This is a genomic window from Chitinophaga sp. W3I9, from assembly GCF_050434025.1.
In the GTDB taxonomy this organism is placed as follows: Bacteria; Bacteroidota; Bacteroidia; order Chitinophagales; family Chitinophagaceae; genus Chitinophaga.
Genome location: NZ_JBNPWC010000001.1, coordinates 6,191,613 through 6,212,522 on the forward strand (window position 1 = coordinate 6,191,613; position 20,910 = coordinate 6,212,522).

General features: G+C 47.1%; 12 protein-coding genes. 2 read left to right on the forward strand and 10 right to left on the reverse strand.

The genetic code is table 11. The features are described 5' to 3' along the window. Window position 1: 1 nt before the first annotated feature. The gene (locus tag QFZ51_RS25080) at window positions 2–5,344 is read right to left on the reverse strand and encodes a beta strand repeat-containing protein (RefSeq protein ID WP_429050145.1); all 5,343 of its coding nucleotides are present in this window, start codon (window positions 5,342–5,344) and stop codon (window positions 2–4) included. Window positions 5,345–6,234: 890 nt separating this feature from the next. Here QFZ51_RS25080 and QFZ51_RS25085 point away from each other — a divergent pair. After that, window positions 6,235–6,876: a response regulator gene (locus QFZ51_RS25085; protein ID WP_429050147.1), complete on the forward strand. Its 642-nt coding sequence runs from the start codon at window positions 6,235–6,237 to the stop codon at window positions 6,874–6,876. Here the strand turns inward: QFZ51_RS25085 and QFZ51_RS25090 are convergent. From QFZ51_RS25090 to QFZ51_RS25130, 9 genes are all read right to left on the reverse strand, one after another. Then, on the reverse strand, window positions 6,866–9,043 hold the full coding sequence (locus tag QFZ51_RS25090; protein ID WP_429050149.1) for an ATP-binding protein: 2,178 nt from the start codon (window positions 9,041–9,043) through the stop codon (window positions 6,866–6,868). The genes QFZ51_RS25085 and QFZ51_RS25090 overlap by 11 nt on opposite strands. After that, window positions 8,958–9,914 carry a two-component regulator propeller domain-containing protein gene (locus QFZ51_RS25095; protein ID WP_429050151.1) on the reverse strand — a complete coding sequence of 319 codons (957 nt, stop codon included), beginning with the start codon at window positions 9,912–9,914 and terminating at the stop codon, window positions 8,958–8,960. Before QFZ51_RS25095 ends, QFZ51_RS25090 begins: the two co-directional genes overlap by 86 nt. A 197-nt stretch (window positions 9,915–10,111) precedes the next feature. Beyond that, window positions 10,112–11,050: an alpha/beta fold hydrolase gene (locus tag QFZ51_RS25100; RefSeq protein ID WP_429050153.1), complete on the reverse strand. Its 939-nt coding sequence runs from the start codon at window positions 11,048–11,050 to the stop codon at window positions 10,112–10,114. Between the two features lie 171 nt (window positions 11,051–11,221). After that, window positions 11,222–13,045: a RagB/SusD family nutrient uptake outer membrane protein gene (locus QFZ51_RS25105; RefSeq protein ID WP_429050155.1), complete on the reverse strand. Its 1,824-nt coding sequence runs from the start codon at window positions 13,043–13,045 to the stop codon at window positions 11,222–11,224. Between the two features lie 12 nt (window positions 13,046–13,057). After that, complete coding sequence (locus QFZ51_RS25110; protein ID WP_429050157.1) at window positions 13,058–16,456, reverse strand: SusC/RagA family TonB-linked outer membrane protein; 3,399 nt, start codon at window positions 16,454–16,456, stop codon at window positions 13,058–13,060. Window positions 16,457–16,629: 173 nt separating this feature from the next. After that, window positions 16,630–17,619, reverse strand: coding sequence for a FecR family protein (locus QFZ51_RS25115; protein ID WP_429050159.1), 990 nt, complete (start codon window positions 17,617–17,619; stop codon window positions 16,630–16,632). 95 nt (window positions 17,620–17,714) lie between these two features. Then, entirely contained in the window at window positions 17,715–18,305 is a 591-nt protein-coding gene (locus QFZ51_RS25120; RefSeq protein WP_370907745.1) for an RNA polymerase sigma-70 factor, read from the reverse strand. A gap of 148 nt (window positions 18,306–18,453) precedes the next feature. Then, a complete protein-coding gene (locus QFZ51_RS25125) occupies window positions 18,454–19,371 on the reverse strand; it encodes an AraC family transcriptional regulator (protein WP_370907746.1) in 918 nt (305 codons plus the stop codon). Window positions 19,372–19,442: 71 nt separating this feature from the next. Then, complete coding sequence (locus tag QFZ51_RS25130; protein ID WP_429050162.1) at window positions 19,443–20,216, reverse strand: SDR family NAD(P)-dependent oxidoreductase; 774 nt, start codon at window positions 20,214–20,216, stop codon at window positions 19,443–19,445. A gap of 145 nt (window positions 20,217–20,361) precedes the next feature. On the opposite strand from QFZ51_RS25130, the gene QFZ51_RS25135 reads away from it, so the two are divergent. Beyond that, the gene (locus tag QFZ51_RS25135) at window positions 20,362–20,898 is read left to right on the forward strand and encodes a hypothetical protein (protein ID WP_429050163.1); all 537 of its coding nucleotides are present in this window, start codon (window positions 20,362–20,364) and stop codon (window positions 20,896–20,898) included. The last annotated feature ends 12 nt before the right edge of the window (window positions 20,899–20,910 follow it).

A 20,910-nucleotide genomic window follows, 5' to 3' on the forward strand; every position in this document is an offset into this window, starting at 1 on the left:
GTTAACAGTACTGATACCCGGTAACAGGCGTCAGGTAAGTAGTAGCGCCGCCATCGTCACCGAAGCTAAGGAAGGAAAGATCGTTGGTAATAACCGTTGCATTGGCTTTGTTGGAAGTGGCAACTGCAGTGCCGGCAGCAATGGTTACCACACCGGTATCTGCACTTACGGATTGCTTCTGATACAACATGCCCCTGTCGTCACGACCTATACCGGTGATATGTCTGGCATAGCTGCCGCCAACGGAAGCTGTCCACATTTTAGTGGTACCGTCGCTGGCCAGGTAATCCACCGGCGTGCCTATTCCCAGCGTAAGGCCGTATCGCAACGCCATGTAAGATTGTACCTGCTGGCGTTCCACCGCGCTCAACTTACGGGAGTATAATATTATTTCAGGTATATCGCCATTGAACGGAGCATTGTGACCGGCCCCGATATAATCCTTACTTCCTGCTGGTGAAAGGAAGCTCACTGCATTAACGTTGGCAGTTAGTAATACCTTGCCGTCAATACCAGCCGCCCAGTCATTGGTGGCGCTCCAGATATTCAGCATATGTGCATTGCGCACATTTACGCCAGCCGGGTAAGGAAAGTTCCTGCGTGCAGTGCCGGATCCAAAATAGGTATAGTGATTATTATTACTCCAGGTATACACCGCCTGGGAGCTGGCATAAGTACCACCAAACTCAAAAGGATAAATTGGCGTTGCAACAGTGTTATCTGCATTTGATAATTGTACAGAGAATATTTCACCTGCGGTAAGTGCATTCGCAAACTCAGGCGCCACGAAATAATTGTTGCTGAAACCGATACCCGGATTAAAGTTGAAGGCTGCTTCTTTCCAGGGCAGTGCTCCTCCACCTGCGGTAGGCCATGCCCTGCGTGATGGGCTCAGCTCTGTCCACTGTGTAGCAACGTTGCCACCCACTACCCCGCTATCCGCTCTTGCCCATACTGTAAGGCCGGCGGCTACGCCAGCCGGTGCGGCCTGCACACTGGCAAAGGTAAAGTAAGCGCCGTCAGGCAGCTGATCGCTGTCGAGCGTAACGTTTCCATTTGCATCCAGCACATACGCTTTATCTCCTGTTCCAAAAGTTTCATCATTACTTACCAGCAGGTAGTTGGTATTGTTTCCGCTCGTCAGCGACAAGCTGATGGGGCTCTTAGCCCAGTTGGTACGGTCTGTTTTATAGATCCGCGCCATGCGCACGGTAATATTACCCAACCCTGTAACGGCCTGGCTATATGTTGCAGCCTGACCATTGTCACTAAAGGTAAAGAACGAAAGATCGTTAACGATATCACTGCTGTTGTCAATATTGGATGCTGCCAGAACACTGCCTATGCCAATGGTTACATTGGCGCCATCCAGTTGTGAACGGCTTTGCTTCTGAAGCAGCGTACCATTATCATCCCTGCCGAGGCCGGTGATACGTTCACCATAGCCGGTATTTTTGGAAGCGGTCCACATTTTGGTACTGCCATCGCTGCCGAGATAATCGGTGAGAGCGCCGGCGGCGGTTTTTAAAGTGAGGCCGTATTTCAGGGCCAGGTAGCTGTTCACCTGCGCGCGCTCGGTAGTGTTTAACTGCCGGTTATAGAAGATCAACTCAGACATGCGGCCGTTGAAATTGGCGAAATGCCCTGCTCCTATGGCGGTGTTCATCGCTGTACCCCTGGAAAAATTAACCGGGAAGGTAGTGCTGCTACCGATCGTTTTGCCATCAAAATTCAGCGACCAGCTGCCGGGAGCGCTCCAGTTATTTAATAAATGGGGCTGCTGTATATTGATGCCAGTTAACGCGTAACCAGGACGGGTATTAGTACCGAAGTGCGTATAGTGACTTCCGTTATACACGTAAACCGGCTGGCCGGCCACTGCGGTGGGGTCGCCACCAAATTCAAACGGAAAGCTGAAAGCTGTAGAAGTTGCGGCCAGGTTAGATAGCTGTACAGAAAATATTTCGCCTGCTGTATAGCTTTCCGTGAACTTCGGTACGCTGAAATAATTATTCGCCAGGAAATTGATACCGGGGTTATAGTTAATAGTATTCTTTTGCCAGCTAACGGGCGCGTTGGCAATGGCTAAAGGCCACTCTCTCTGCACCGCCTGATCTTCCCATTTAGTAATATTACCATCCACCACGGTGGCACCTGCATCTGCTTTCACCCATGCCTGCAGATTAGTGGCTACTCCACCTGGAGATCGCTGCTGCTTGCCAAAAGTAAAGAAGGAACTATTGGCCAGGTCGGCGCTGGAAAGGGTTACGGTACCGGTGCTGCTGAGTTTCAGTTCGCGGGTAATGGTGCCGAAAGCAGCATCTGTACTGATGAGCAGGTAATTGTTTTCTGTACCGCCCTCCAATTTCAGTGTTACCTGCTGACTGTTATTCCAGCCGGCAGATTTCTGCACCTTCCAAACACGGCCCATGCGCTGTGTAGCATTAGCGCCGGTTACTGCGGTGAAATAATTAGCGATGCCGTTGTTATCGCCGAATACCAGGAATGATTTGTCCTGCGTGAAAGTATTCGTATTGGCGGCATTGGAAACGGCAATAGCATTGCCCAATGAAATCGTCACCATACCAGTATCCTGGCTAAGCGATTGCTTTTGGTTCAACATGCTGCAATCATCGCGGCCGATACCGGTGATACGCGTGCCATAACCTGTATTGGAAGCAGCGGTCCATATTTGCACCGCGCCGTCGCTGGTAACATAATCCGTTGTGCCGGCATTGAGTGTAATGCCATATTTCAACGCCATGTATGATTCAATGCGTTGAATTTCTATAGGTGTAAGATCGCGGTTGTAGATGAACACCTCGGGGATAAATACTTTTGAATACTCCCCGTAAGCGGCTCCGCCCACATCCAGCGTCCATACGCCGGCATCAGAAGCAGCGCCGTTTTTCACCAGGGCGCCATTGCTTTTAAATTCATACGTACCGGTTGCCCCTCTTTCAAAAGAATAGAGCTTGCCTTTTGCAGTAATGGCGTTGCCGGTGCTCAGCCAGGCCTCTATATACAGCCGGTTTTCGAATCCCGCATGTGTGCCGAATAATTTATTACCGGTAGAACTGGTGAATACACGACCGTTTTGTGAGCCTTCCAGCTGGCTCAAACCCATCATGGTATATGCGCCGGTTACGCCTGCCGAAGCGGGTACAAGGTGAGCATCATTACCATCATAATAAATAGCGGGATTAAAATTCACCATGCCGGTGGTATTGTCCGGATCACCTATTACGTTCATGTGATTGGCATTCCCGGAAATATCTCCCCACTTCACACCGTTCACCGCCTGGTCTGCCCGGTACCATGCCAGGATGCCGTTGTTCACGCAGGCAGGTCCCTTGAAGGTCATGGGAAGGCTGTTGCCAAACTCCGATGTACCGCAATCGTTGGCGGGTATACGAAGCGTGGCTGTCCAGAAACCGAGGCCGGTGGCGCCGGGTCCTGTATTGTAAGTGATCGTTTGCGTTGATGTGCCGGCGGCTACGCCCGTTAAGGTCGTAACATAATATTGCCCGCTCGTTTTACTCGTAGCGGGATCATTGGCATAAATATCTACCGTGTATTGCGCACCGGCTGTTATGTTTGGTATCGTGAGCTGTAACTGGTACTGCCCCCCTCCCAGCGCGGTGGACGACACCAGTACCGGCGCTTTGCCCGCGGCAGCCGTATAAGTACAGTTACCAGCCGGGTTTGCGATGCCCAGGCTGGTATTATTATAAATGGAGTTGTTGGTAATGACCACCTTGTTGGGCGATTCATTATAAACGCCTGCCCCACCGTTATCACGTATAACGCAACCCGTTACCTCCGCATTCGTTATGCCTGCGCCACCATAAAACCAAATACCGTGGTTAACGCTATTAACTACCGTATCGCCTGTGAGGTCATAATCAGAAACGGCATTGGCGCCATTGAGCACAATACCGGACCGCACACTGTTGCGGAAGGAAGAGTTAACAATATCTACATTACTGCGTGCAAAATTCCCGGCGAATCCAATACCATCATTATTATTGGTAAATTTTGAATTGGTCACCTGGAAATTAGTCGCCGCTCCGCTTGCAACCACCCCCGCAATATCAAATTCGTTAAGGGTAACATTGTTGATGGTCACACCCGTTGCCGTATTCAGGAAATAGATCCCATAGTCCGAATCATCCGTATTGCCGAGTTTGTCGCCATCCAGTACTGAATTACTGATATTAACGCCATTTACCGTATTTTCAAATCTTATAAAAGTACTGGTAGGGTAAAGTCCGGGCACACGACTCTCCATCAGGGCATTACTGATCGTAATGTTGCTGGCAGCTCCATTGAACCATACGTTATAGATATCATTTTCATTTATACTGATAGAGTCCAGGGTGATACCGTTTGTGGTATTGTCGAAGCGGATAGCATAGTCGCCGTCATCATCCGTACCTATCACATTCATATCCACCGTAGTCCTGTTAATTTCAAAATTGGTAGCAGGATAATCACAATAAATTCCTAATGACACACCACTCCATAAACTATCTATGGTCACATTCCTGAACAGCACATTATTCGCTGTTTCCACGGCTCCACCAGTATTATCTAATATAATAGCATTCTGGAAACCGCTGACATTACTATTCGTCAGTGTAAGCCCGTTCACTCCTGCATCCCTGAATACAATACCTTCACTCCCGCGCACGTTCCCTGCCGTGCTGAGTTGGATATTGTCCATCACCAGGTTGGTCTGCATGCCGTTGGTAAAATAAAAAGCCCGCCCGATAAATGGCGCCGCACCGGCAGGTTCTACATCCGTGGAATATATATTTTTTACCGTTAGATCCGTAGATGCTCCCTGCACCCTCATAAATGCATTCAGGAAGTTACCTACTGTACTGAAAGACCGTATATTATCAATGGTGATGCCTGTCCTGTTCGGAAAAATGTCCACATTAATGTCCCCGTTATTCTGCACCGTAAAATTCCGGATGGTTACACTGTCCGCATTAATCACAAAAGGATTAATGATGGAATTGGTACCGGTGGAATACAGCAGAATCTTGTTCTGCCCGTCGATAGTCAGCTTCTTTGCCGTTATCGTCGGCATGGAAGAGGTCAGCGTAATCTGCCCATGCACATTGAACGTGATATCGTGCGGCCCCGCGCCTGCAGCGTTTGCATCCAGGATGGCTTGTCTGAACGAACCAGGCCCCGCATCATTGGTATTGGTAACGGGGAAGGTGTTGGCCGTTGCAGCAACGGTCATCATCATGCCAAACACAGCCAGCAACAAACGCTTACAGCTTTTGCTGAAAAATCTTGAATCGGGATTCGGAACATTGAAGAGGGACATAATGCAATAAACTTTGGGTAATGAGGGACCCTGACCACCATGTTAAACATAGCGGACCGGGAAAGATTCCCACGGGAATCTTTGCATGCTCGTATTCAGATATGGTTGCTTGTTAAGACCTGCAGACAGCCTTTTTCAGGCGGCGCCGATCAAATACATGTAGCATCACAGGTTCAATAATTGACGGGATTCATGCCAGTACATAAATCTAAGGTCCGCATATAGCGGTAATTGGGTAAAGCTCTCCATAGGAAAATGTAGTGTTAAGATCACAAAAAAGGATACGGGTATCGTTAGTTAGTCCTGAAAAATCCCAGAATTGTTCACATGACTCAACGGAACAAATCTTCAAAGCGAAAGTAGATAAACTATTTATACACTGTTGTCATTATAGTTCAATAGCGATGTAGTATTTACACTACATTTCCTTACTTCTAACTGAAAAAAAAAATCCCGGGAACGCTGTACCATGGCGCGCCCGGGCAATCTACTGTCCGTTGGAGTGTCTTGCACTCATCTTTTATTGATTCCCTATCCTATGAAAATCCTTTGTTGTATCCGTATGTAAAACCTGTTCCGGTTTTACCCGGTGTTCTTTCAGATCATCCTTTCCGATGGAATCCTGGCGGTACTCCCATAGAAGGGATGAGACCCCTGCCGTAACATTTTAGTGTCATATCCACATCTTAAATTACGGGCACTTTCTTATCAAGTCCGTACGCAGGTTGATTTTCAAATATAGCACGGGAATCCCCCTTTTGTTGTAGTAGTTCCCTTAACGTTATATAGTATAAAAAATTAAGGCACTGTAATATATATACGAAGAAAAAAATGTTAATTTAGTGCCGGCAAACAATAATACCACCTATGAGCCCTAACCTAGACCAGCAATGAAAAATGTACTGATAGCAGATGATCACTCTATAGTAAGACTTGGCATGAAACAGATTATTTGCTCGCTACCGGGCGCCATGCTTGTTACTGAGGCCAAAACATTTGATGAAGCCATTTTCCTTATTGAAGCCCAAAATGTCGACCTGCTGATCCTGGACATTAATATGCCCGGCGGAAACAACCGGCAAATGATTTACGCAGTGAAGCTCCGGCAACCCGGTATTAAAATACTGGTTTTTTCTGCCTACGATGAAATACTCTATGCCCTTAACTATCTGCAGGCGGGCGCAGATGGCTATATCGAGAAAAATTCCCCGGATGAAGAATTCAGGGTGGCCATCAATGCTATTCTTAGTGGTGAAAAGTATATCAGCAGGGCAGTCAGGGAACAACTGATAGGTAAATTTACAGGGCAGCAGGAACATTCCTCTAACCCCTTTTCAATGCTCTCCCCCCGGGAAATTGAAGTAATGAACCTTCTTACCAAAGGACTCCCCCTGATAAAAATTGCGGAAACACTCCATTTGCAGCTAACCACTGTCAGCACCTACAAAACGCGTATTTTTGAAAAAGTAGGGGTAAAAAATGTGATCGCCTTAATCGAAAAAGCACAGATGTACCAGGTAACTAGTCATTAAGCGGGAGCTGTAATGAAACCTTAGTGCCTCCGTTAACACCCGGATAGGCAAACAACCGGCCGTTTATCACCGTCAGCAATTCCTTTACGAGGATCAGTCCTATTCCGCTGCCCCCCATCTGACCCGGACCGGTATTTTCCATGTGATTGATCCAGTCCCTTACTTCTGCCGGCATACCATAGCCGGTATCAGATAAATGTATGGTTAAAACCCTCTCCCCTCTTTCAGCAGTTAATTCTACAACGCCTTTGGTGGTATATTTAACGGCATTATCCAACAGGTTATGTAAAACAACTGCCAGCAACAGCTTGTTTACTACTACCGTAACTCCCGGTGGAATATGATTGATAAGCTGTATCTCTTTCGATCCGGATACCGGCCCGAAAATCTCCATCTTTTCTTCCACCAGTTGGTGGACATCCACGGTATCTTCAGAAAACGCGCCTGTCAGGAAGGAGATTCGCATGTAATGGATGAGATTATCCACCAGGTGGTGCATGCGGTAAAGACTGTCGTAAGTAACCGTTTTTATTTCCTTCTCCTGCAACACACCGGATGATGGCTCCTCTTTATTAACCCTCAACAAAAACTTCAGCGGCGTTTTAATGTCATGGGTGATAGCAGCAAGTAAACGCTTATGCATAAAACCCTGTTTACGCAGCTGTTCATCGGACTCCTGGAGTATGGTCATCATTTCTTCCAACTCCCGGGTGCGGCTCATTACCTTTAGTTCCAACAAACGGTTTTTCCGGCCAATACTCCTGATGCGTATCTTATACAACAAAATTATCAGGCAGATCAGCATGGTTAATACCGCCAGCCCGAACCACAAGCTTTCATAAAAAGCTTTTTGTACATTGATGATAAGCACCTTTTCAATATACTGATCTCTCCCAAACCCCTTCAGCTTGCGGATACGGATACGATACTCCCCGGATGGCAAAGAGGAAAAAGTGATCGTTCTGTCGCTGTTCACCGGCAACCATATCTGTTCTTCCGGCCAATCATCTTTCTCCAAGGAATAATAAAACTGCAGGTTCCTGGAATCACCAAAATAGGGAGAGCTGATGTGTAACCGGAAGCTTTGAAAATTATTGGGCAGGTTAAATTGTTCCGAAGCTTTTGTTGGTTTCAGGTTATGCTCCACCCAGTCGACATATATTCCTTTATCCGGCATCTCCATCCTGATGGAAGACGGTGTAAACTGCACGAGGCCATCCAGCGATGGCAAAGAAATATCGCCGTCCTCATATTTTAAGGCGCAGGGTTCACAGCCGCCGTTAAACTCGTTTGTATTAAAACCCTGTTCCTTCCCGAAATAATAATAGTACAGGTCGCGCTGCCTTCCGTCTGCGAAATCAAGCGCATCCTGCCGCCTGATCCTGAATAACCCTTTGTTTGTAGTAAGCCAGAAATATCCCTGATCATCTTCGGTAATACAATGGGTGGTGCCCATATACCGCTGGCGGTCCTGCGGCAGAGCTACCAGGCGCTCATTCCTGTAAAGGAAAACGCCCCGGTTATAGGTGGAGATCCATACTTCTCCTTCTTTAGGGACATAGATACTTCTTATGCGTCCCTCTTCCAGGCCCTTGATGGTATCGGTGCGCCCTGATGGCAGATGCACCCTGTATAGTCCGTTATCGGTACCTACCCATAAGATCCCCGGTTTTCCGTTTTTTACAAAGGTAACCTCGTTTACTTTCGCCGGAAGAAGCCGCAATACGGGGTCCGGATCAGCTGTTTTAATATAGTATAACCCAGGATATTTCCCCCCTACCCATAAATTTCCCTCCGGGTCCGCCAACATCTGGCCAATGAGGTTGGGCAATTCAATTTTATGCAGTACCTGGCTGAAATCCGGTGATACGCCCACCAATGTCATCCCATTTCTTCCCCAATACCTTCCCTGCTGGTCGCGGGCCAACGTATATTTTTCCAGCACGTTTTCCCTGTTGAAAGCCAAGGGCTGCCGGCCGTATCCTCCTGCCTGCTGAAAGGTAAGCCCTGACGGCGTTACTACCGCATTTCCGGGGAAAGTGGCCTGTGCATAAAATACTTCATCCCTTGAAACATCCGATTTACGTACATTGAACTGCTGCCTGGTACAAACATAAAGGCCCTTCGTAGAACTGCCGAGGAAAAACCCGCCTTTCAGACTGATCATAATAGATGGAAGAAATATAGTTCCGGTGAAAATCAAAATCCCGCAGCACAACGGAGCTGCGTATGCCTACGCCCGGTTCTATCTGTAACTGGTAACAATTTTTATCGGTATAAAGAAAAACCTGGTGCGCAGCCAGGTTCCAGAACAATTCCATCTTACATTTACTAAATGCGGGATCAGACGATACATCCCCAATCAGCGGCACTTGTACCGGCTGCCCTTTCTCCCATCCTGTTATGTGTCCATCCCTGCTAAGGTAGAAAAGCCGGCCGTCGCAAACAAACAAGCGCGACACATCAAGCCGGGACTGTGTTATCCGGTAATCCAATTTTCCCTGCTGTATAAAAGAGATCGTATCATGATAGACTGCAAAATAACTATCTGTACCCAGGGGCATCACAACAGGGCGAACTTTTCCAAAATGGGCAGCCTGATCATCGGGCCATCCCCCGATAGGATAGTAATCATTCTCATTTATAGCATATCGCATATAGCTGTATCCCGACATGTCCTTCCCGATGTGCTTTACCGTACTCTCTGTAACGGTTAATATCTCCCCGATATCCGTTTCTACTGTAATAGCAGTATCGTTGGGATAAATCCTTGCCATCCTGCTACTTTTCAAAGCAGGCACGTTGTCGCTGCTGAAATTGAGAAAGTAATTGCCATCAAACCTGGTTAACCCGTTTTCCGTGGCCAGCCATAAAAAACCATTCCTGTCCGGCACAATAAATTTCACGCTGTTTTGCGACAAACCATCTTCATCAGTAAAGCGCCTGACAAAGTAATGCACGGTGGTGTCCATTGAAACAACGGGCCCGGTCGGCATGAAGTTGGATAAAAACAGGTTGAGACAAAAGATAAGGTTCATCTTGGCAATAAAAACACTGACTACACGACAATACAATATCACAATACAACATCACCGGTAAAATGCGCTTTGTTTGGATATCAGGTAAAGATATAAAATATTTAGTTGCACACCACCCTTCAGGTCGCCGGATGGAGACAATCAACTGAATTGCTCACCGGTAATTACGTATGTATATCGACGTTAGTCACGTATTTCTAAAAAGTAGGTGGCGCCGTATTCAGATCGGAATCCAGGAAATCAGTGATCATGGGTATCAGCCAATCGGTGCGCTGCATCATCCCTATGTGCGTGGTACCCGGCAAGATGGCAAGGCGGGATTGAGGCAGCCCGTGTATGTCACCCATTTTTCCGCCGCCTTTGGCGCGAAACAGTGCCAGTGCATGTTCATAACGTATCCCGTCGGCATCGCCGATGGCCATGAATAGCGGCGCCTTTATGTTCTTTACTTCTTTCGACCAGTCGTAAGGTTTCAGATCTATACTGATGACCTTCTTTACAAATTCCGGGAAATGGGCCGGATCGTTACCAAGACTGTCATATTGTTTTTGCATCGGTGAGCCTTTGAACATATTTGCGTCGATAGTAGCATACATGGCTTCTACATCCGGCCACCATCCGTCGTGGGTATAGGAACCCGATAACACCACGAGCCTGCGTAGTTGCTCAGGATGGCGTATGGCGAACTGGAACGCGATGCCACCTCCCATACTGTATCCCAGTATGTCGGCGCTGTCTGTTTTGAGATGCCGGAGCAGCCCGGATACATCGTCAGCCATGGCTTCGTAACTAAGTTCGCGCGAGATATCCCTTGTGCGGCCATGACCCTGCATTTCCGCCACTATCACTTTCCTGTTGCCGGCCAACAGCGGAATGATGTGCGACCAATTCAAAGGTATGGTCATATAAGATCCGTGCAATAGTACAACAGGTTTACCTTCACCATATACTTCATAGTACATTTTTAGCCCGTTCACATCTGCATAGCCGCTTTCAACCGGCTTCACCGGCTTGGTAACAAGCGTGTCTTCCGGCTTAGCCGGAACCTTTTGCTGATTCTCCGGGCCAGGCTGACAGGATGTTGCTGCCGCCACTACCATAGCAACCAGGAAAGAGCTGATAATATGCTTATTCATATCGTGTGTTTTTGTTTACGATACAAATCTCGGCATACAAACTTTTTCACCCGCAGGGCATATGCGACAATCATGGAGCCAAAAGCGACAGCCGGCAGCCGCGCTAAAAATGACAGCAAAAAAAGAGCCGGCTCCCGTTCAGGAACCAGCTCTTTTAAGTACGTATTTGCATTAATATCCGGGGAACTGTACCAGTTTTTTATTCCGGTCAATTTCACTTTGCGGTACGGGATAAAAATAAAATTTATTATCCCATTGAGCTCTTGTGAAAGCGACTATCCTTTTATGAAATTCGGGATCAGACAGGAAAGATCCTTTTTCAATGTTCATACCGTGGAATTGCCCGCCCTGGTGCTGATCCGGCGTGTTCGCCACTTTCCAGCGGCGCACATCCCAATAACGGTGGCCTTCAAACATCAGCTCTATCTGGCGTTCCAGGTGAATTTGCTTACGCATTTCCGCCTGGCTGGCGCCGGCCACCAGGTCAGGCAGCCCGCCCCGGTTACGGATCTTGTTAAGATATTTTAAGATATCAGGGTTTCCCGGATCGTATTCATTCAATGCTTCTGCATAGTTCAGGTAAATTTCACCAAGACGGATCATCATTGCCGGGCGGGAAAAACTACGGCCGCTTCTGAAATCTGTATTGGGATGAATATTTTTACGGGCCGTGTAGCCTGTAGTAGGCCAGTCCCTGGGGGCGCCGTTCTTACCGGAATTGCCGGTAAAGAAAAACTCCACTCTTGATTGCCCGTTTTCCGGAACCACCGGGATCACTGATCCGTTAAAAGTAACATCTACATAAAACCGGGGCTCCCTTCCATTATACATATTGGAGGTACCACTTACATAATACGGGGTAGCGGCGTCGGTAAATCCGGTTTCCGTATAGCCGCTGCTGTTATCCGTAATAGCTTTGCCGTCTGCCGTACGGAAAATATCCACCATTTCCTGGGTGACGGCTATACCATTCCAGCCGGAGCCGTTAGCGCACCTCGGAGAACAATGCCGCTCCCAGTTACCCACATGATCAGAGTAGGTACGGATCCAGATCGCTTCTTTTTGCCAGCCATCAAAGAATAAATTCCGGCAGGAAAGGAAAGCCGCCCGGAACGGATCTGCATCTGCTACGGTATATAATTCCCACCTGTTAAGATCTATTACTGCTTTAGCGGCATCGGCTGCCTTCTTCCACTTTTCTTTGTCGAAAGATGGGTTAAACAAGGCGGCGCCATCCGGGTTCTTAAAGTTGCTCATCTCGGTATTACCATTGAACAAGGGGCTGGCACTATATAACAATATCTGCGACTTCACCGCCAGGATAATGGGCTTTGTGATGCGGCCTGTTTGTGTAACATCCGGCTGAGTGGGGTCTACAGGGTTCATATGCAGTACCGGCACATCCGGCATTGCTTTATCCATTTCTGACAATACATAGTTTACGCAGTCATCCCATGGACTTCTTGGAATCTGGAAATCGTCTTCCGGGGCTTTGGGTTCTTCTCCCATTAATACTACCGGTCCGTATTGCCGCATGAGCAACCAATAGTAGTAGGCCCTTAAAAAGCGGGCTTCTGCTTTATATTGCTTCAGCAGCTGCTCACCACCGGGTTGTGCGAGGATCTCCTTGTTCTGATCTGCATTTTGCAGGAAGATGGCCGCCTGCCGGATGGTCTGGTAATAACTGTTCCAATAGGATGGATTGGCGTTATCCGCAGTAATGGCGCCTGAGTTCATACCGGGTTGTACCCATGCGTAGTCTACTTCGTCGCACTGGCCTGTCCACGGAATACTGTAAGGCTGGTTCCACATATCCGGCATCGGGTTGTAGATGCGCGCCAGCCATTGTTCTGTCATCGACCTGTTTGTAAATACATCTTTCAGCGTGGTGATATTATCCGGTACTGTATTGAGGAATCCTTTCTTACAACCGGCTGTAAACAGTAACAGCAGCGCCAGTAAAAGGATATTTTTTTGGAAGATATGATGCGTCATAGTGATGCTGTTTTATTTGAAGTTAGCGCGGATACCAAAATTGAAGGAAGTCATGTTGGGATAAGCGGTGCCCCTGCCATCGCCCAGTTCCGGGTCCCATATTTTCCAGGGCGAAATGGTAAACAGGTTGGTTCCGTTCACATACGTGCGTACACTTTTCAATCCATAGCGCTGAAGATTACTGCTGCTGAATGTATAACCCAGTTCCGCACTTTTTAAACGGATATAGTCCGCCCGTTTCTGCCACCAGGTGCTTTCGTAGTAATTGGTGGTAATATCCTGGCGGGTTGACATTCTTGGATAGAAAGGCCGGCCATCAGTTTTCTCGGGTGTCCAGCGGTCTTTTACTGCGGTATACAGGTTACCGATCGTAGGTCCTTCGTAAAAAGGATTGGTGGCATGACCGCCGCTGTACATAAAATCTACCATTGCCACACCCTGGAAGAACAGGCTGAGGTCAAATCCTTTTGCGCCCACACTGAAGTTAACGCCATACACAATACGCGGTACTGAGCCATAACCTATTGCCTGCTGGTCATAGCTGTTAATGATACCGTCTTCATTCAGGTCTTTGTATTTGATATCTCCGGGACGCACATCTCCGGCCTGTTTGGGAGATCTCGTAATCTCAGAGGAATCGGTGAACAAGCCAAGGGCTACATAACCAAAACGCTGGTCAATAGGATGGCCCGTGCGGTTCAGCCAGGGATACTGCCATGGTGGTAAACCGTCATACACATCTTTATTGATATTGAAGTTGAAATTTCCCCGGAAGCCAACCCAATAGTTACCGGAAAATGATTTATTATAATCGAGGGTTACATCAATTCCTTTATTCTCTGTAATACCTATATTCCTGTAAGGGATATTATCGGTAGTATAACCGGAAGCGTAAGGGATATCATATTGCCGCAGCAGGATGCCTGTTCTGCGCTCTTTAAATAATTCCACAATCAGCGACAGGTCGTCATGCAACGCCTTTATTTCAATACCCAGGTTTTGCCGTTTACCTGTTTCCCAGCTCACCTCGGAACCGATCTGGTCTTCTTCCAACCCGCCATAGCCGGTGGTGTTGCCCGGTACGCCGAAAGTATAGCCAAGATTGCCATCACTCTTTATCCTGGTGAGAAACAGGAACCGTGATCCGGTATTACTGTTCCCGGATAAACCATAGGTATAGCGGAGTTTTAAATAGCTGATCACATTAGTTACCGGGGCAAAAAAGCTTTCATTGGATACTACCCAGCCCACGCCATAAGAAGGGAATAAACCGTACCGTTTATTAGGCGTAAAGTTCTCGGAACCATTATACCCGAAATTAACTTCTGCGAAATAGCGGTTCTTATACCCATAAGTACCTCTTCCACTCAGCCCCCTGATGCGGTAGGGAATAGAGGAAATAAGGGTACCGGCATCGGCGTCAATATAATCGGATTGATTATATAACAGCAATCCGGAAACATCGTGGTCACCGAACTTGTTGGCGTAGTTTAACGCGGTTTCCGTATAAAACCGGCGGTTGCCACCTCTTGATACATCGAATCCCAGTACATTGGACCCGGGGTCTACAATTTTTGTAAGAAGATTTCCTAACGAATCGCGCCCGGTGGCATAGTAGGTTTGTACTTCTCTTTTCCGGTTAAGATTATTCCAGCCATAAGCATCAAAAGCAAACATGCTGGTAAATGATAACCCTTTAAGAATGAAATCGAAGTTTTGCCGGAGCCTGATATTGGAACGGATGGTGTTGCGGTATTCCGTAGCATAACCGGATTGCGTAAGGTTACGGTATGGACTGGGATAGCTGCCACCCGGAATTTTAGGCCACTCCCCGTTGGAATACTGCGGTGGTATCAGGTGAGGCGGTACCTGTGTAGCCAGGTCAAAAAGTGCGCCGGTACCAATACCCGGATAGTTACTGTTAATGATAAAACCGTTTACGCCTAATTCAAGCTTGGTTGTTTTGGTGATATTGGCATCTACGTTGGTGGTAAAATTGTATCGATCCAGTTTTATATCTGAATTATAGGACTGCACACGATCGCGTTTCAGCAAACCCACTTCTGAATAATAACCGGCAGAAATATAATAGGTAGCAAATTCGGATCCTCCGCGTACATTCAGGTTCGCTCTTCTGCTTTGTCCCCATTTATTAAACAGTACTTTGAACCAGTCAACATTGGGATAGAGATCCGGGTCCTCACCGGAAACATGTTGTTGTATCCGCTCTTCTGAGTAAAGCGGTGTCCTTCCTCTCATCTCCAAACCTTCGTTATACAATCTCATAAAGGTGGGGGCGTCCACAAACTCAGGCAGCTGTGTAAATTTTGTGATGGCCTGGTTGAGTTCCACGTTGATTTGCGGTTTTCCCGGTTTACCGGTTTTGGTATTTACCAGGATAACGCCGTTGGCGCCACGGGTGCCATATACGGCAGTAGCGGAAGCATCTTTCAGCACCGTAAAACTGGCGATATCTTCGGGGTCAAGATCATTGATACTACGATCGGGCACACCATCTACGATCACGAGCGGACCGCGCGGACTGGAACCAAAAGTGGAGATACCACGAATCCAGATATCAGAGCCATCATAGCCCGGCTCACCGCTCCTTTGCACCGCAACAATCCCTGCCAGGCGGCCACCCAACGCATTCGTCAGGCTTCTCACCGGCAGCTTCAGTTCTTCCGGTTTGATGGTAGACTGCGCACCTACCAGGCTTATTTTCTTTTGTGCACCAAACCCTACCACCACTACTTCATTCAATCCGCCTTCCTTGGCCAGCATTTCCACGTTGATATCTACTTTATTCCTGACGGGGATTTGCTGCGACTGGTAACCGATGTAAGAAAATTCAAGGACATCGGTGGGTTCCACATCCAGTTCATAGTAGCCTTTATCATTGGTGGTAGTCCCCGTTGGTGTGCCGAGGATTTTCACGGTTACTCCTACCAATGCGGCGCCCAGTTTATCTTTTACGGTACCGGATACTTTCAGCTTCACCACCGGTTTACGCACCGTAACATGATTCTCCGCCGATGTAATCACATACTGTGAGGGGCCTATTGCATCCAGCTTAAGACTATGCCCCTGCAACATTTTCTGCAAAAACGGCACTACCTTTTCGGCATCCATTTTTAATACTTTGTCAGACAGATAAATATCTTTTGCATACTTGTCGTTTAGTGCAATCCTGAGCTGATATTTTGTATAAATTTTTTCCAGCACATCCTTCAGCAATATCATTTGCGACCTGGCCGGATCGGAAGGGCTGTATCTGCTGCGTTCCTGCCGGGTTTGTTCCTGGATGCCGGCCATGGCATCCTGTGCACGCAGAGACGAAGTTATCGCACTCAGTACAAGGCACAGGCCAGTCGCTCCCTTCAGGCAATGCCGTAGAGATCCAAATTTCATAACGGAAAAATTTTGGTTAAAGACTACATATTGGTTTAAAAAACTACTTCATTAAAATGGGAATGAGATTACCGTGCTACACGTGGCTGCTGTTCAATTTGTTCCTGTTCAATATGGTTATAAAAAACGTATCTGTTCAAATAACGGAGGTGATACAGTCTCTTTCACCATGCTTATTTTGGTTGAATAATAATCCGGTGGCCATCTTTCCGCACGTCTGCTTCCAGCATAGCTCCCAGCGCCTTACATAAACTTATGTCATCTGTTATCAGCACACGTCCGCTGATCCGGGTGCCCCGGAATTTTTTTGGTTGTAATATTTCTACCTGGTATCCATAGTTCGCGTACAATAGTTCTTTTATTTCATCTATAGTTGTGTTTTCAAATTTATAATCACCATCTTTCCAGGCGGCATATAACTGCGGGTTGATATGATCCATCTGTATCTGGCTGTCGACCACCATCCCTCTTTCCCCGGGATGCAGCAGTAATTCCCTGTTAAAGGCGGTTGCTTTGATCAGCCCTGTGTTTACCACTACCGCCGTGTGGCGTTTATCTTCGTTTACGGTGAAAGAAGTTCCCAATACCGTTACTGTCATGCCTGGCACATGCACCCTGAATGGTGTTTGCGCTTTCTTCACCACTTCAAAATAAGCGCTGCCTTCCAGCCATACTTCGCGTCCGTCTCCCTCTTTTATATCCCGCATCTTCACCTGTCCGCCGGGCTTTACCCATATCCGGGTACTGTCTGGCAGCAGCACCATTTGTACCGATGCTTTTTTATGCACCAGTGTTACCAGGGCTGCGGGCCGGGAGCCGGTATGCATAAACAGGTAAACTCCTGCACCTCCAGCCAGGATCAGCAGCAGGATTGCCGCGGCATACTTCAGCCAGCTAAGTTTCTTTACAGTTGTTACCGGCTGATCTGCTGCCGACAACTGAGCCAATACCCGCTGCCAGCTTTGATCAGCATCGGCTGCCGTAATTTTAGCCGCCAATTCCTGGTCGAGGATGTCTTTTACCTGGAAATACAACGCCTGGTTGCCCGGGGAAGCCTTCAGCCAAGCGACTATTACCTCAGTTTCCTCAGGGCTTGCCTTCCCTTCAATAAACCTTATTAAGATCGTATAATCCAATTCGTTTGTATTATGGTGTAGTGACATGTCATTTAATTAGACGACAAGGAGATAATTTCTACGTACTCTTTTTTAAAATTTTTTTTAGAAAGAAGAAAAGAGGGGATGACCGGGATTACAGGCTACAATAAAATAAAAGAAAACAGGTAGTTCACTTTCCTGACGATTCCTCTGAGTTGCTTAATCGCCTTATATAATTGTGTTTCTACCGTGCGGGAAGAGATGCCCATGACAGCAGAGATTTCGCCGGTTTTAAGCCCTTGCAGGTAACGGAGCGTTACCACTTCCCGGCATTTAGGCGGCAATTCCTGTATGGCCCGCCACACGCTGGCCTCCAGGTTGTCCTGCTCCAGGAGGCTTTGCCGGGGACTGTCCGGGTTAAAATAGTCCAGTTCGGCGGCCGTAAGACCCGGTAATGCGGCATTCACATACCGCTGATGCACTGCCTGGTGTTTAATATAATCCAGGCAACTGTTATGAATACTGCGAAACAGGTAACTTTTGATATTGGAGGTTAATTGGAGGGAGGCACTTTTCCGGTGTATTTGTACAAAAACATCCTGTACGATGTCTTCAGCGGTTTCGCGCAACACGAATTTACAGGCATACGCCAGGAGAACTGCATAGCACTCTTTAAATACCAGCTCCAGATCGGTAACTTCCGGCTGTACTAACGTGGTGGCTTTTTGCCCTTCCTCTACAGGCTCCCCCATGGCTTGACAAAAGTGTTTTGAAACAATTCATCCAAGATAATGATAATAATATTAAAATACAATACCGGTAACCGGGCGGATACCTTCCCATGTTTGCATAGAAACGCACGTTGCGCCTTGCGTTTTTTTCTTGAAATATGGCCACTTATTAATTAAACGTTTGCCGGAATTCCAGGGGCGACAGCTTCGTTTTCATTTTAAATAAGCGGCTGAATGATTGAGGATGCTCAAAGCCTAACTCATAAGCCACTTCACTGATGGTGAGATTTGTTGTAGACAACAGCTCTTTGGACCTTTCGATGAGTTTTTGATGAATATGTTGTTGCGCATTCAGGCCGGTAAGTGACCGGAGCATATCGCTGAGATAATTCGGTGTAAAGTTGAGTTGCTCGGAGAGGTATTTAACAGTGGGTATGCCATCACTGGCCGGCTTGTCCTGCTCAAAATAAGTATTGAGCAGTTCTTCCAGTTGCTGGAGCAAATCATTTGTAACAACCTTCCGCGTAAGGAACTGGCGATTATAAAATCGTTTAGCGTAGCTCAACAGCAGCTCAATCTGGGCGATAACTACCTCATGGCTGAATTCATCGATCCTGCTGTTAAGCTCTTCCCCTATAATGTTATAAATAGCATGCACAGTCGACTTCTCCTGCTCAGAAAGGTGCAACGCTTCGTTGATAGCATAAGAGAAAAAGCCGTAGTTTTTGATCTTCGTGGCCAATGGATAGCCTTGCAGGAAATCCGGATGGATGATCAGCGAATAACTTTTATTACCCTGGTAATTGTTTGTAGCACCTACAACCTGGTTTGGTGCAGTGAACAAGAGACTACCTTCGTCGAAATCATAATAGCCCTGACCGTACCGGAACTTTCCTTTCAGTTCGGTGATAAAGGAGATCTTATAGAAACCTGAGATATAACCGCCTGGAAGCCGGCTCATATCGATTTCACCGTTTGTGGCATCCAATAAGCTGATGATAGGATGCCGTGGACCGGGAAGCCCCAGCTGGCGGTGAAGTTCCGCTATGGAGTCCAGCTTAGGGAGTTTGGGCTGTTCATTTTTCATAATTAAAGATAATAACTTTAACCGGTGACTATTTCGGCCACCGGTCATTAATTAATTTTACTGTGCTGCAATTACCACGGCGAAGGGCCATCCGGACCGGTAAAGCTGGCGGTTGGACCATCGGTGTCAAGCGCCACGCGTATCGGTTCACGTGAGCCTACTTCAACGGAGTCAGTGCCCTGGAAATTATTCAGTGCAGTGGCTGTATAGCCGGGGCTTGTTGCATTGACTTTAATGTTTTCCTTTTCCAGTTCGATGGCAAAGGCCAGCGTAACCGCATTGAGAGCCGTTTTGGAGGCAGCGTAAACAACGTTAAAATGATCCCTTGCCCAGCAAGTGGGATCCGCGATCCAGGTAAGAGAGCCCAATACGCTGGATACATTGACGATGCGTGCGGCCATTGACTTCCGAAGCAAAGGCAGCATGGCCTGACTAACAGCAATGACGCCAAATACATTGGTTTCCCATACAGTGCGGATTTCATCCAGTGAAGCGGTGGTAGCACGGCCATCTTCCATTATCTCCTCCAGCGTCCGGCCCGGCTTTCCCGCATGAGATATACCCGCATTGTTAACCAGCAGGTCCAGGCGTCCCTGTTCCTTTTCAATACGTTCTGCCGCTGCGCCGATTGTTGCCTGAAGGGTAACATCAAGTTGAACAGCATGTGCATTACCACCAATTTCGGCCGCTGCTTTTTCTCCGTTGCTTTGATTACGTGAGCCTACATATACGGTATAGCCGTTAGCAGCAAGCGCTTTAGCGATCTGAAATCCAACTCCCTGGTTGGCGCCTGTTACAAGCGCTACAAGTTGATTGTTTGCTGACGATCTGATTTGATTTTCCATAATATTGATAATTAATAACCAAAGCAAAACTCAGAAACCATCATCTTTCCATGATAACTGAATCAAGGATATCCATAACCAAAATGAAAGAGTTCTTTATATTTGTGAGCTGTGCAACATCTGATCATCTTAACGATAGTAATCAATGCGGAAAGTCCTGATTTTAATTTTCATTGTAATCATCACCATTGCCTCAACCTATGCCCTCATTCATTACGTTGGAATGCAAGGTTTTGCATTTGCCTGGGCGCTTAATTTCCTGTTGATGGGCTGCGTGCTTTTCTTTACGGAAACATTGAAAGCCCCGCTTAATTCTCCTTACTATAATGAAAAGCCATGGGAACAGGGAGGGAAAATATATCAGTCTCTTGGAATAAATGCTTTCAGAAAATTATTGGTTTGGGTTGGCTGGGAAAAACTAAACAAAAAATCCAGTCCGGTGGAAAAGAATACCAAAGCTTTAATGCATCTGCACTACCGGACAAAACAATCTGAATTAGGGCATATCATTATTTTGATGATAGTTTTGGTGATTAATATTTTCGTTGCATTTAAATTCGGAATCCTCAAGTCGCTGTGGTTGTTAGTACTGAATATATTATTCAATCTATACCCTATTTTGCTTCAACGATATAACCGGCCACGAATTGAAAGGGTCATTAATATGAGTAAACATAGGTAAAGTGTCCGCGCA

Excerpts from the sequence above, each read along its gene's own strand:
- QFZ51_RS25135 (WP_429050163.1), top strand. The coding sequence starts at position 20,362 with ATGCGGAAAGTCCTGATTTTAATTTTCATTGTAATCATCACCATTGCC.
- QFZ51_RS25120 (WP_370907745.1), bottom strand. The coding sequence starts at position 18,305 with ATGGGGGAGCCTGTAGAGGAAGGGCAAAAAGCCACCACGTTAGTACAG.
- QFZ51_RS25115 (WP_429050159.1), bottom strand. The coding sequence starts at position 17,619 with ATGTCACTACACCATAATACAAACGAATTGGATTATACGATCTTAATA.
- QFZ51_RS25080 (WP_429050145.1), bottom strand. The coding sequence starts at position 5,344 with ATGTCCCTCTTCAATGTTCCGAATCCCGATTCAAGATTTTTCAGCAAA.
- QFZ51_RS25095 (WP_429050151.1), bottom strand. The coding sequence starts at position 9,914 with ATGAACCTTATCTTTTGTCTCAACCTGTTTTTATCCAACTTCATGCCG.
- QFZ51_RS25130 (WP_429050162.1), bottom strand. The coding sequence starts at position 20,216 with ATGGAAAATCAAATCAGATCGTCAGCAAACAATCAACTTGTAGCGCTT.
- QFZ51_RS25125 (WP_370907746.1), bottom strand. The coding sequence starts at position 19,371 with ATGAAAAATGAACAGCCCAAACTCCCTAAGCTGGACTCCATAGCGGAA.
- QFZ51_RS25085 (WP_429050147.1), top strand. The coding sequence starts at position 6,235 with ATGAAAAATGTACTGATAGCAGATGATCACTCTATAGTAAGACTTGGC.
- QFZ51_RS25090 (WP_429050149.1), bottom strand. The coding sequence starts at position 9,043 with ATGATCAGTCTGAAAGGCGGGTTTTTCCTCGGCAGTTCTACGAAGGGC.
- QFZ51_RS25110 (WP_429050157.1), bottom strand. The coding sequence starts at position 16,456 with ATGAAATTTGGATCTCTACGGCATTGCCTGAAGGGAGCGACTGGCCTG.
- QFZ51_RS25100 (WP_429050153.1), bottom strand. The coding sequence starts at position 11,050 with ATGAATAAGCATATTATCAGCTCTTTCCTGGTTGCTATGGTAGTGGCG.
- QFZ51_RS25105 (WP_429050155.1), bottom strand. The coding sequence starts at position 13,045 with ATGACGCATCATATCTTCCAAAAAAATATCCTTTTACTGGCGCTGCTG.